The following is a 12587-nucleotide window of genomic DNA, read 5'->3' on the forward strand; positions in this document are numbered from 1 at the left end:
CCGCGAGGTATTTTTTCATGGCCCCCAACCCGTCAAGGGACCAGCCCGCCTACCTCTACAGCGACGAGTTCCAGCGCTTCGACTATGGGCCGGAACATCCCATGCGGGTGCGCCGTTTGGCCATGACTCACGAGCTGTTGGGCCTGCTGGGCATGGAGCCGCCCTGCGAGCCCTTCTCCCCGGCGGGCATGGCCGAGATGATGCTCTACCACGACCGCCGCTACCTGGAGACCCTCAGGGAGCTTTCGGCCTGCCCCGAGACCACGGGCTACATCGCCTTCGGCCTGGGGCCGGGCGACAACCCGGTGTTCCCCGGGGTCTACGACTGGTCGGCCCTGCTGGCCGGAGCCACCCTGGCCGCCACCCGCCTGGTGGCCGAAGAAGGCGCTCCCGCCGCCTTCACCATGGCCGGTGGCATGCACCACGCCCTGGCTGCGCGGGCCGCCGGCTTCTGCTACATCAACGATGCGGTGCTGGCCATCCGCCGCCTGGTGGCCAAGGGCAAGCGCGTGGCCTACGTGGACCTGGACGCCCACCACGGCGACGGGGTGCAGTGGGCCTTTTACGACAGCGACCAGGTGCTCACCATCAGCCTGCACCAGCACCCGGCCACCCTGTTCCCGGGCACCGGCTTTTTGGAGGAGATGGGCCGCGAACAGGGCAAGGGCTACTGCGTGAACCTGCCCCTGTGGCCCGATACCGACGACGACGTGTACATGATCGCCTTCGAGCAGGTGGTGCCTCCGCTGATCGAGGCCTTCCAGCCCGACTACGTGGTCAGCCAGATGGGGGTGGACACCTTTTTGGCCGACCCCCTGGCCAACCTGAACCTCACCACCCGGGGCTTCGGTCACGCGGCGCGGCGTCTCAAGAACCTGGCCTGGGGCCGCTGGATCGTGCTGGGCGGGGGCGGTTACCATTTGGTAAACGTGGCCCGCGCCTGGACCCTTCTCTGGGCCATCCTCAGCGACCAGGAGGACCGCCTGCCCGTGGAGCTGCCCGGCGATTTCGCGCTGCGCCACATGCTGCGCGGCGACGAGAGCCAGCTGTTGGACGACGACACCAAGCTACGGGGCCGTCACTGGCACCGCGCCCAGCGCGACGCCGCCGAGGCGGTGGAGTTCATCAAGAAAAACCATTTCCCCATTCTGGGGGCCTAAGCTTGCCTCAAGGCCCTTCCCGTTGTAATCTCACGGCATAATGACCTCAAAACAAGCCCAAACCGACCGTCCGCCCTTTGATTGCAAGCGCTGCAACATCTGTTGCCAGGGCTGGGGCGGCATATTCTTCGAGACCGAGGGCATCCCGGCCGCCGCCGCCCTGCTGGACATGAGCCCCGAGGAGTTCACCGCCGCCTACCTGGCTCCCAAGGACGGGCGCTGGGAGGTGCTCTGCGACGAGGACGGGGCCTGCCGCCTGCTGGGACCAGAGGGCTGCCGGGTGCACCAGGCCAAGCCGGCCATCTGCCGCCTGTGGCCATTCTTCCCCAACATCCTGGCCAAGCGCACCGCCTTCGAGGACGCGCGCCAAGGCTGCCCGGGCATCGACGACGAGGTGAGCTACGAGGACTTCGTGGCCTTCGCCCGCGAGCTGGGCTACAGCGAGGAAAGCACATCATGAGCCGCCCCCAACTCAGCCGCGCCCTGCCCCAAGGGGCCGAGTTCATCGCCCTGAACGACGACGCCTCCCTGAGCGTCCCCGCCTTTCCGGCGGTGGGCTACATCGAAGGCGACGGCATTGGCCCGGACATCTGGCGGGCGGCCCGCCTGGTGTTGGACACCGCGGTGGAGCGGGCCTACGGAGGGGCGCGGGGCATCAAGTGGTACGAGCTGATGGCCGGGGAAAAAGCTTTTGAGCAGACCGGCGAGTATCTGCCCGAGTCCACCGTGGCCGACATCCGCGCCCTCAAGGTTGCTATCAAGGGCCCCCTGACCACTCCGGTGGGCGGCGGCTTCCGCTCCATCAATGTGGCCCTTCGGCAGATCCTGGACCTCTACGCCTGCATCCGCCCGGTGCGCTACATCCCCGGCGTGCCCAGCCCGGTCAAGCAGCCCGAGCTGGTGGACATGGTGATCTTCCGCGAGAATACCGAGGACGTGTACGCGGGCATCGAGTGGGCGGCGGGCTCGGCCGAGGCCGAGCGGCTCATCGCCTTTTTGCGCGACGAGCTGGGGGCCAAGCTGCGCGACCAATCGGCCATCGGCATCAAGCCCATGAGCAAGTTCGGCTCCCAGCGGCTCATCCGCCGGGCGATGGACTACGCCCTGGCCCGGGGCCGCGAGTCGGTCACCCTGGTACACAAGGGCAACATCCAGAAGTTCACCGAAGGCGCCTTCAAGGAATGGGGCTATGAGCTGGCCCGCGAGGAATACGCGGGGCGTTGCGTGAATGAGGGCGACGAGCTGAGCCAGGGCCAGGTGGTTCTCAAGGACCGCATCGCGGACAACATGTTCCAGCAAGCTTTGCTCAGGCCCCAGGAGTTCGCGGTGCTGGCCACGCCCAATCTGAACGGCGACTATCTTTCCGACGCCTTGGCCGCCCAGGTGGGCGGGCTGGGCATGGCCCCCGGGGCCAACATCGGCGACGAGGCGGCGGTTTTCGAGGCCACCCACGGCTCGGCCCCCAAGTACGCGGGCCAGGACAAGGTTAACCCAGGATCGGTGATCCTGTCGGGGGCCATGCTCCTGGAGCACCTGGGCTGGGTTGAGGCAGCGGAAAAGATCGCGCCCGCCCTGAGCCGGGCCATCGAAGGCGGCGAGGTCACCTACGACCTGGCCCGCCAGATCCCCGGCGCGCGGGAGGTGCCCTGCTCCATCTTCGCCGCGCGGGTGGCGGAGCGCTTGTAAAGGCCATGCACGGGGGGGCCAAGGCGCTGCGCAACCTGGGCCGCAGCCTGCGCTCCCTTCTCTTCCCCTCTTGTTGCGCCGCCTGCGGCGGGCCGGTGGACGACGGCGAGCTGCTGTGCCTTGCCTGCGAGGCCGAGGTGGAGCCCTTGGCCGGCCAGGCCTGCGAGCGCTGCGGCCGCCCCGGCGCGGCCTGGCTCTGCGCCTCCTGCCAGAGCGACCCGCCGCCCTTTGACGCGGCCCGCTCCCTGGTGCGCCACCAGGGCCCCCTGGCCGAGCTGGTGCGCGGCTTCAAGTATCAGCGCCGCTATTGGCTGGGCGCGGGCCTGGCCCGGCGTCTGGGCGCGGCCCCGCGCTCCCATTGGGCCACCGCCGACCTGGTGGCCCCGGTGCCCCTGCATCCCCGGCGGCTGATCAGCCGGGGCTTCAACCAGGCTTTGAGCCTGGCCAAGGGCCTGCCCCTGGGCGACAAGGGCCCGGAGCTGGCCCCGGACCTGCTTCTGCGCCTGCGCCACACCAGGCCCCAGGTGGGCCTGGCCCCCGAAGAGCGGCGGGCCAACGTGTCCGGGGCCTTTGGGGTGAATCCGGCTTGGGAGGGACGTCTGGCCGGAGCTTGGGTATTATTAATAGACGACGTTTTCACCACCGGGGCCACGGCAGCCGAATGCGCCCGGGTGCTCAAGGACAAAGGCGCGGCCCGGGTGGAGGTGCTCACCCTGGCCCGGGCCACGGGAGGCGAGGCATGAAGCGCGGCGCGAAACAGAGCCAGGCGCAGGACGCCAAACGCGAGATCACTGAGAAGCTCAGGGCCTTTTTGCGCGGCTGGGGCGGGGCCCTGCTCTGGGCCCTGGTGCTCAGCGCGGTGCTCCGGGCCGGGGTGGTGCAGGCCTCCTGGGTGCCCAGCGGCTCCATGCAGCCCGCGCTCCTCATCGGCGACCACATGGTGGTCAACAAGCTCTGCTACGACCTCAAGCTGCCTTTCACGAGCATTACCCTGCTGCCCCTGGGCGAGCCCCAGCGCGGCGACGTGGTGGTGTTCCGTAACCCCAAGGGCCAGGGCGACGACCTGGTCAAGCGCATCATCGGCCTGCCCGGCGAAACGGTGGCCATGATCGGCACCCAGGTCTACATCAACGGCCAGGCCCTCGAGGCCGATTGGGGGCGCTACAGCGGACGCTCCCACCAGGGCGACGCCTTCGGCCCCTTCCGGGTGCCGGAGGACAGCTACTTCATGATGGGCGACAACCGGGACAACTCCTATGACTCGCGCTTCTGGAACCAGGGCCAGGGCGGCTTCGTGCCCCGGGGGGACATCGTGGGCCGGGCCGAGGTGGTGCTGTGGTCCTGGAAACAGTTTCCGGTGAGCCTGCGCTGGTCCCGCTCGGGCCACCTTATCCGCTGAGGCGGGGAGCCATGCCTAGCAGCCAAACCAAGATCATGGACGCGGCGGCCGCCGCCGAAGCGGCCCGCGCGGTGCGGGCCCGGGGCGGCAAGGTGGTTTTCACCAACGGCTGCTTCGACCTTTTGCACGCGGGTCACGTGGACATCCTGGAGCGGGCCCGCGCGCTGGGCGACTATCTGGTGCTGGGCCTCAACAGCGACCAATCGGTGCGCTCCCTGGAAAAAGGCGTGGAGCGCCCAGTGGTGCCCCAGGAGCTCAGGGCCCGGGTGGTGGCCGGGCTGGCCTCGGTGGACGCGGTGGTCATCTTCGGCCAGTCCACCCCGGCCGAGCTCATCGCCGAAGTGCTGCCCGACGTGCTGGTCAAGGGCGGCGACTGGCCCGAGGACAAGATCGTGGGGGCCGACACGGTGCGGGCCCATGGGGGCGAGGTGTACAGCCTGCCCCTGGTGGAAGGCCTATCCACCACCGGCCTGGTGGAGAAGCTCACTAAGCCCCGCCCTTGACAAGCCCCCAGATGGCGGGACAATAGAGAAGACCCGCCGGGACGAAAGCAAGGGGAGGAAAGCTCATGGCCAAGGACAAGCTGAATGACGGCGAGCCCCGGCGCGCCGGGTGGCTGAATCCCTTCGGCTCCGGCCTGGGCCCCGGCGGCCGCGTCTGGCGGGCCGTACTATTGGTGGTGGTGCTCTACTTCGTCTGCGCGCCCTTCGTCATGTGGTACGAGTACAACCGCGCCTTCCCCGAGTTTTTCAACCCCGCCCCCCCGGCCAACGCGCCTTCGGAGATGCCGGCCCTCAATACCTCGGGCGTGGTGTTCAGCGACACCCTTGTCACCCTGGGCAACAACATGCTGGGCGCCTGGCTGCCCAACGACGTGATCTACCCCTCGGTGCTCATGGACAATCCCCAGAACTTCCAGCTCGGCGAGTTGGAAGTTCTGCGCTACTGCACCCGGGCGCTCCGCGATAAGCTATCGCGCCAGCGCACCACCGACCGCATCGACAAGCACGCGGACCGGGCCTTCACCGATTTTTCCAACAATCCCCATCTGTGGATATTCCCGGCGGCCGAGAGCAAGCTCAGCGACGGGGTGCGGGCCTTGGGGCTCTACCGCCAGGGCCTGATCAAGGGCACCAGCCACTTCTACCCCCGGGTCGACAACCTCATCGAGCTCTTGGACCAGTTCACCAGCCTCTTGGGCGGGGTGGACACCCGGCTGGCCAACGCCCCCCGCGACGTGGGGGAGCGCCTGAGCGAGGAGACCGCCGGCGACGCAACCCAGCAGGGCGAGAAGCGCATGAGGGTGGCGGTGCCCTGGTCCCAGATCGACGACAATTTCTACTTCGGCCGGGGCGTGGCCTACGCCATGTACGAGGCGATGCTGGCGGTGCGCTGGGAGTTCCGCGACGTGATCGAGCTCAAGCGCTCCAGCGAGCTGATGGACACCATCGTGGACGAGCTCAGGCTGGCCCACTTCGAGCCCCTGGTGGTGCTCAACGGATCGCGGGACAGCATTTTCGCCAACCACAGCCTCAAGCTGATGGCCACCCTGGAAAACGTGCGCCAGAAGATGATCAACCTCCAGCAGATGCTGGAGCGCTAGGCTCCGGCCATAGGGAAGGGTCCGCCGATTTCTGCCATGACCAACCTGCGTTGTCCCCAGTGTTTGTTTTGCGAAGAGTTGGATCTGGAAAAGGAGCTGATCCGCTGCACCAATGCCGACGTGGCCGCCGAGGCCGCCTGGGAGGAGCTTTACTACTCCCAGGGCTATTTGGAGCTGCCCCTGCCCGCGCCGGAAGACAAGCCCTGCTTCTGGTTCGTGCGCAAGAACGACTAGCGGCCCTTTATCGTGGAGCAGGCTCAGCAGCCGATCGAATGTTCATGAAAACCTCATCCAAATCGGCGAAGCCAGGCGCCGGCAGACAAGGCGTCCGGCAAGCGACAACCGGAGGCGTAGCTGAAGCTACGTCGAGGTTGGAGCGCAGCCGGCAACACAGTATGCCGGTGGCTGGCACAGCCGGCCTCGCTATTCGCGTGAACTAGCCAATGCCCACCCTCCGCATCGCCCAAGCCCAGATAAACCCCACGGTGGGCGACATCAGCGCCAACCAGGAGCTGATCCTTGACTACGCCCGCCGGGCCCATCAGGCCGGGGCCCATCTGGTCACCTTCCCCGAGCTGGCCGTGATCGGCTATCCGCCCGAGGATCTCCTGCTCAAGCCGCGCTTCCTCATGGACTCCATGGCCGCGGTGCGGGAGCTGGCCGCCCAGTGCCCGCCCATCAACCTGGTGGTGGGCTTTGCCGACGCGGACCTGGAGCAGGGGCTGTGCTACAACGCCGCCGCGGTGATCAGCAAAGGCGAGGTCCGGGCGGTGTACCGCAAGAAGGAGCTGCCCAACTACGGGGTGTTCGACGAGAAGCGCTACTTCGCGCCGGGCAATGACTGCCTGCTCCTGGACCTGGGCGGCGCGCGCCTCATGCTCACCATCTGCGAGGATGTGTGGGTGGCCGGCGATGAGTGCGAGCTTTGCGCCCGGAAGCACCAGGCTCAGGTGACGCTCAACATCTCTGCCTCGCCCTTCCACGCGGGCAAGCTGGACGAACGCAAGGACATCGTGGCCCGCTTCGCGGCGGCCACCGGGTCCTACGTGTTCTACAACAATCTGGTGGGCGGCCAGGATGAGCTGGTATTCGACGGCGGCTGCCTGGCCGAGAGCCCGGAGGGCCATACCCTGGCCTGCTCGCCGCGCTTTGTTCAAGATTTGCAGATCGTGGACCTGGAGCTGCCCCCGGCGGCGGAGCTGCCCAGCCTGACCAGCGACCCACGGGTGCGGGTGGTGGAGCTGCCCCTGGAGGGCGAGCGGCCCGCCGCTCCCCTGGCCCCGGTGTGCGCCCCGGAGATGGGCTACCTGGCCGAGACCTACCAGGCCCTGGTTTTGGGCACCCGGGATTACATAAAGAAGAACGGCTTCAAGCGGGTGGTGCTGGGCCTGTCCGGGGGCATCGACAGCGCCTTCACCGCGGCGGTGGCCGTGGAGGCCCTGGGGGTGGAAAACGTCACCGGCGTGACCATGCCCAGCCAGTTCACCAGCAACGAGACCCGCTCGGACGCCGAGCTCTTGGCCGCCAACCTGGGCATCCAGCTGATCACCGTGCCCGTGGCCCACATCTACCACATCTATTTGGACGAGATGCGCGAAGCCTTCGGGCCGGGCGCGCCCGGGGTGGAGCACGAAAACCTCCAGGCGCGCATCCGGGGCAACATACTCATGGCCCTGTCCAACCGTTTCGGCTGGCTGGTCTTGACCACGGGCAACAAGAGCGAGACCGCGGTGGGCTACTGCACCCTGTACGGCGACATGGCCGGGGGCTTCGCGGTGATCAAGGACGTGCCCAAGACCCTGGTCTACGAGCTGGCCGCCCATGTAAACGAATCCGCCGGGCGCGAGCTGATCCCGGCCAGCACCATCGAGCGGCCGCCCTCGGCCGAGCTTCGGCCCGACCAAAAGGACAGCGACTCCCTGCCCCCCTACGAAGTGCTCGATCCCATCCTCAGGGCCTACGTGGAAGAGGACATGGTCCTGGACGAGATCGTGGCCCTGGGCCACGACTTCGCCATGGTGCGGGACATCATCCGCCTGGTGGACATCAACGAGTACAAGCGCCGCCAGGCCCCGCCCGGGGTGAAGATCACGCCCAAGGCCTTTGGCCGCGACCGCCGCCTGCCCATCACCAACCACTACCGCCCCGGCTTCGACCGCCGAAACTAAGGCGCTGAGGCCCGAACCCACCCCTAGGTGGGAAAATTCTTATTTACAAAAATGTTATGCGTTGAATTTGTGCCTACCTAGTGGTACGTTTGCCCATTATTTCGTACCAAGCAGTAGCCACAAGCAAAATGAGAGCGGCGAATGTCACCTGAAACCGCCCCTAACGGGACTTATCAGCGGCAGCTCAAGGAGCTGTCTCTGCTTTTCGACATAAGCACCACCCTGGAACGCAGCATGGACCTGAGGGACGTGGTGGCCCCGGTCCTGGAGCTCATGGCCAACCACATGGGCATGATGCGCGGCACCATCACCCTGCTCAACCGCGAGACCGGGGAGATCATGATCGAGGCGGCCCACGGCCTCAGCGCCAAGCAGCGTGAGCGCGGCCGCTACCAGCTCGGCGAGGGCGTCACCGGCCAGGTGGTGCAGTCGGGCCGGCCCATGGTTGTGGAGCACATCAACGAGGAGCCCCACTTCCTGGACCGCACCGGGGCGCGCTCCAAGCTGGACAAGAACGACATCTCCTTCATCTGCGTGCCCATCAAGCTGGGCAACGAGGTGGTGGGCGCGCTCAGCGCCGACCGCCTGTTCTCCGACGCCATCAGCCTGGAAGAGGACGTGCGCCTGTTGTCGGTGATCGGCTCCATGATCGCCCAAGCGGTGCGCCTCAGGCAGGAAGTGGCCGAGGAGCAGCAACGCCTGCGCGAGGAGAACCTGCGCCTCCAGGAAAGCCTCAAGGACCGCTTCCACCCGGCCAACATCATCGGCAAGTCCAAGGCCATGCAGATGGTCTACGACCTCATCGCCCAGGTCTGCCAAGTGGGCACCACGGTGCTCATCCGGGGCGAAAGCGGCACCGGCAAGGAGCTGGTGGCCCACGCCATCCACTACAACAGCCTCCGGGCCTCCAAGCCCTTCATCAAGGTGAACTGCGCGGCCCTGCCGGAAAGCGTCATCGAATCCGAGCTATTCGGCCACGAAAAGGGCGCCTTCACCGGGGCGCACAACCAGCGCAAGGGCCGCTTCGAGCTGGCCGACGGGGGCACCATCTTCCTGGACGAGGTGGGCGACCTCTCCCCGGCCACCCAGGTCAAACTGCTGCGCGTGCTCCAGGAGCGCGAGTTCGAGCGGGTGGGCGGCACCGAGACCATCAAGAGCGACGTGCGGGTCATCGCCGCCACCAACCGCGACCTGGAAAAGCTCTTGGAAACCAGCACCTTCCGCCAGGACCTCTACTACCGGCTCAACGTGTTCCCCATCCACGTGCCGCCCCTCAGGGAGCGCGGCACGGACGTGCTTCTGTTGGCCAACTACTTTTCCGAGCGCTTCAGCCGGACCAACAGCAAGACCATCCGGCGCATCTCCACCCCGGCCATCGACATGCTCATGTCCTATCACTGGCCGGGCAACGTGCGCGAGCTGGAGAACTACATCGAGCGCGCGGTGATCCTGTCCTCCGACGAGGTGATCCACGGGCACCACCTGCCCCCCACCCTGCAAACCGCCGAGGCCTCGGGCACCATCCACCAGGGGACCCTCAAGTCCACCATGGAGAACGTGGAGCGCGAGCTAATCGCCGACGCGCTGAAGAACTCCCGGGGCAACAAGGCCTCGGCCGCCCGCAGCCTGGGAATCAGCGAGCGGCTCATGGGTCTCAGGGTGAGAAAGTACGGCATCGACCCTCGGCGCTTCCGTACGAAAAAGTAGATTAACCCCTCTTTTCATACCAATCGGTAGCCTTTCCGGGCCCGCCAATCTCGCCCCCATTTTGGGGGCGATTTTTTTTCGCGTGATAATTTAACAAGTTATATAACTTGATCGCCTCCTGTGCAGCTCTGGCACACACTTTGCCATTAGGAAACCCCAGAAGCGTTCCCCAGTGGACAGATAAACGGCCCAAAGGCTTGGCTGGCCGAGGGCCTTAACTAGAGAGCACAGAGCACATCAGGAGGAAATGAGTTATGAAGAAGTTGGTAATCTGTATGTTGTTGGCCTTGAGCCTGGCGATCCCTGGCACCTTCGCCGCCGCCACCCCGGCCCAAGCCAAACTGACCCCCACGGTTGACCTCGAGGTCGGCTTCAACAGCAAGTACGTGTGGCGCGGCATCGTGGTGGTGGACGACTGGGTAGCCCAGCCCTCCTTTACCGCGGGCGTCGGCGGCTTCAGCTTCAACGCCTGGGCCGACTACATGCTGACCGACCAGAACGGCCGCCAGAACGAGATCGACGAGATCGACCTGACCGTGGACTACACCTTTGACCTGGGCGCCTTCTCCATCCCGGTGGGCGTCATCCGCTACACCTTCCCGGGCAGCACCCTGGCCGACACCACCGAGTTCTACGCTGGCGTCAGCTACAACTGGATCGTCACCCCCAGCCTGACCATCTACAAGGACGTCCAGGAGTCCAACGGCTTCTACGTCCTGGGCGCCCTGGACTACGCCCTGGATCTTCCCAAGCTCGGCGACGGCATCACCTGGGCCCTGAACGTGGGCGCCAGCATTGCCTACGGCAGCGACGACAACAACGAGTTCTACTACAACGGGACCGACAAGAGCGGTTTCACCGACTACAGCGGCTACATCTCCCTGCCCTTCAGCTTTGCTGAGTACTTCACGGTCACCCCGCAGGTGGTCTTCACCGGCCTGGTCGACGGCGACATCAAGGACAACATGAAGCCGCTCCAGGACGACAACAACGTTTACTTCGGCGTGGTGCTGGGCGCCTCGTTCTAAAGACGGATTAGAAACCGAGGCCCGGCCGGATAGGCACCCCGGCCGGGCCGTTTCCAAAGGAGCAGTTGGGAAATGATCAAGCGCGTGATGGCTTCTCTGATCACCCTGACGGGAGTGGGGCTCTTGACCGCCCTGCCCGCCTGGGCAGAAGAGGCCGCCAAAGCACCCAAGGTAAACGACCTGGACACGGTCTGGGTGCTATTGGCGGCCTACTTGGTCTTCTTCATGCAGCCTGGGTTCGCCATGGTGGAAGCCGGCCTAACCCGGGCCAAGAACGCGGCCAACATCCTCGCCAAGAACTTCATGGACTTCGCGTTCGCCAGCATTCTCTACTTCCTCGTAGGATATGCCTTCATGTTCGGCGAAGGCAACAGCTTTATCGGCATGAGCGGCTTCGGCCTCTCCGGCCTGGCCAGTGAAGGCCTGCCGATCTGGGCCTCCTGGATGTTCCAGGCGGTCTTCTGCGGCACCGCCGCCACCATCGTCTCGGGCGTCATGGCCGAGCGCACCAAGTTCCCCAGCTATCTGATAGCGACCGCGCTGCTGACGGCCATCATCTACCCCATCATCGGTCACTGGACCTGGGGCGGCGGCTGGCTGTCCGAGATGGGCTTCTTCGACTTCGCCGGCTCCACCATCGTGCACGGCACCGGTGGCTGGGTTGGCCTGGTCGGCGCCATCATCCTCGGCCCCCGCATCGGCCGCTACGGCCCGGACGGCAAGAGCCGCGTCCTGGCCGGTCACAACATCCCCTTGGCCGCCCTCGGTGTGTTCATCCTGTGGTTCGGTTGGTTCGGGTTCAACCCCGGCAGCCAGCTGGCCGCCTCGGGCACCGAAAACGCCATGGCCATCGCCCTTATCACCATCAACACCAACCTGGCCGCCGCGGCCGGCGCCATGGGAGCCATGTTCCTGGTGTGGGCCATGTACGGCAAGCCTGACCTCACCATGTGCATGAACGGCGCCCTGGCGGGCCTGGTGGCCATCACCGCGCCCTGCGCCGTGGTCAGCCCCTGGGCCGCCATCGTCATCGGCCTCATCGCCGGCGGCATCGTGGTCATGGGCGTGAGCCTGTTGGACAAGCTGCACATCGACGACCCGGTGGGTGCGGTGCCGGTCCACGCCTTCAACGGCATGTGGGGCACCATTGCGGTGGGCATCTGGGGCCAGAAGGCCCTGGGCCTGGGCAACGACGGCCTGCTGCATGGCGGCGGCTTCACCCAGTTGGGCATCCAGATCATGGGCACCGTTGTCTGCGCCGTGTTTGCCATGGTGTGCATGGCGGTGGTATTCCTGGCGGTGAAGGCCATCATGGGCCTGCGCGTGACCAAGGAAGAGGAAGTCCGCGGTCTGGACATTGAAGAACACGGTATGGAAGCCTACTCCGACTTCCAGATCTTCACCACCAGGTAGAAAGGAGGGGAAGGTCAATGAAAATGATAATCGCCTACATCAAGCCCGAGCGCTTGAACGACGTGAAGCAGGCCCTGTACGAAGCCGAGGTGTTCAACATGTCGGTCACCAACATCGTGGGCTCGGGCCGCCAGCGCGGCTTCTCCGAGACTTACCGCGGCGTCGCACAGGAAGTAAACCTCCTCAAGAAGGTGCGCATCGAGATCGGCCTCAACGACGACTTCGTGGAGTCGGCCAAGGCGGCCATCATCAAGGGCGCCCGCACCGGCGAGATCGGCGACGGCGTCATGTTCGTGCTGCCGATGGAGGAATCCATCCGCATCCGCACCGGCGAGCAGGGCCCGCCCGCCATGGGCTAGGGCCGAAACCTGAACCACTTACCGGGCTCGGGAGGCTTGCATGGCCTCCCGGGCCCGTATATGC

13 protein-coding genes are annotated in these 12587 nt (G+C 66.0%); all 13 read left to right on the forward strand.

Features of this window, described 5'->3' with window-relative positions; all coding sequences use genetic code 11:
• Nucleotides 1-17: 17 nt before the first annotated feature.
• Nucleotides 18-1160, forward strand: a complete 1143-nt coding sequence (locus KQH53_00400) for an acetoin utilization protein AcuC (protein ID MCB2225107.1) — start codon at nt 18-20, stop codon at nt 1158-1160.
• Nucleotides 1161-1200: 40 nt separating this feature from the next.
• Nucleotides 1201-1620 (forward strand): YkgJ family cysteine cluster protein, encoded by a 420-nt coding sequence (locus KQH53_00405; protein MCB2225108.1) that lies wholly within the window; start codon nt 1201-1203, stop codon nt 1618-1620.
• Nucleotides 1617-2846 (forward strand): isocitrate dehydrogenase (NADP(+)), encoded by a 1230-nt coding sequence (icd, locus tag KQH53_00410; protein MCB2225109.1) that lies wholly within the window; start codon nt 1617-1619, stop codon nt 2844-2846. The genes KQH53_00405 and icd overlap by 4 nt, the downstream gene beginning before the upstream one ends.
• A 5-nt stretch (nt 2847-2851) precedes the next feature.
• Nucleotides 2852-3589, forward strand: a complete 738-nt coding sequence (locus KQH53_00415) for a ComF family protein (GenBank protein ID MCB2225110.1) — start codon at nt 2852-2854, stop codon at nt 3587-3589.
• On the forward strand, nt 3586-4245 hold the full coding sequence (lepB, locus tag KQH53_00420; GenBank protein MCB2225111.1) for a signal peptidase I: 660 nt from the start codon (nt 3586-3588) through the stop codon (nt 4243-4245). Before KQH53_00415 ends, lepB begins: the two co-directional genes overlap by 4 nt.
• Before the next feature lie 11 nt (nt 4246-4256).
• Entirely contained in the window at nt 4257-4748 is a 492-nt protein-coding gene (gene rfaE2, locus KQH53_00425) for a D-glycero-beta-D-manno-heptose 1-phosphate adenylyltransferase (GenBank protein MCB2225112.1), read from the forward strand.
• Between the two features lie 65 nt (nt 4749-4813).
• Entirely contained in the window at nt 4814-5848 is a 1035-nt protein-coding gene (locus KQH53_00430) for a DUF2333 family protein (protein MCB2225113.1), read from the forward strand.
• Between the two features lie 36 nt (nt 5849-5884).
• Nucleotides 5885-6082: a hypothetical protein gene (locus tag KQH53_00435; protein ID MCB2225114.1), complete on the forward strand. Its 198-nt coding sequence runs from the start codon at nt 5885-5887 to the stop codon at nt 6080-6082.
• 209 nt (nt 6083-6291) lie between these two features.
• Nucleotides 6292-8016 carry an NAD+ synthase gene (locus tag KQH53_00440; protein ID MCB2225115.1) on the forward strand — a complete coding sequence of 575 codons (1725 nt, stop codon included), beginning with the start codon at nt 6292-6294 and terminating at the stop codon, nt 8014-8016.
• 141 nt (nt 8017-8157) lie between these two features.
• Nucleotides 8158-9723 carry a nif-specific transcriptional activator NifA gene (nifA, locus tag KQH53_00445; GenBank protein ID MCB2225116.1) on the forward strand — a complete coding sequence of 522 codons (1566 nt, stop codon included), beginning with the start codon at nt 8158-8160 and terminating at the stop codon, nt 9721-9723.
• A 254-nt stretch (nt 9724-9977) separates the two neighbouring features.
• Nucleotides 9978-10751 carry a hypothetical protein gene (locus KQH53_00450; GenBank protein ID MCB2225117.1) on the forward strand — a complete coding sequence of 258 codons (774 nt, stop codon included), beginning with the start codon at nt 9978-9980 and terminating at the stop codon, nt 10749-10751.
• Between the two features lie 72 nt (nt 10752-10823).
• Nucleotides 10824-12164 (forward strand): ammonium transporter, encoded by a 1341-nt coding sequence (locus KQH53_00455; GenBank protein ID MCB2225118.1) that lies wholly within the window; start codon nt 10824-10826, stop codon nt 12162-12164.
• Nucleotides 12165-12181: 17 nt separating this feature from the next.
• A complete protein-coding gene (locus KQH53_00460) occupies nt 12182-12523 on the forward strand; it encodes a P-II family nitrogen regulator (protein MCB2225119.1) in 342 nt (113 codons plus the stop codon).
• Nucleotides 12524-12587 lie beyond the last annotated feature (64 nt).

It is taken from the genome of Desulfarculaceae bacterium, assembly GCA_020444545.1.
Classification (GTDB): Bacteria; Desulfobacterota; Desulfarculia; order Desulfarculales; family Desulfarculaceae; genus Desulfoferula.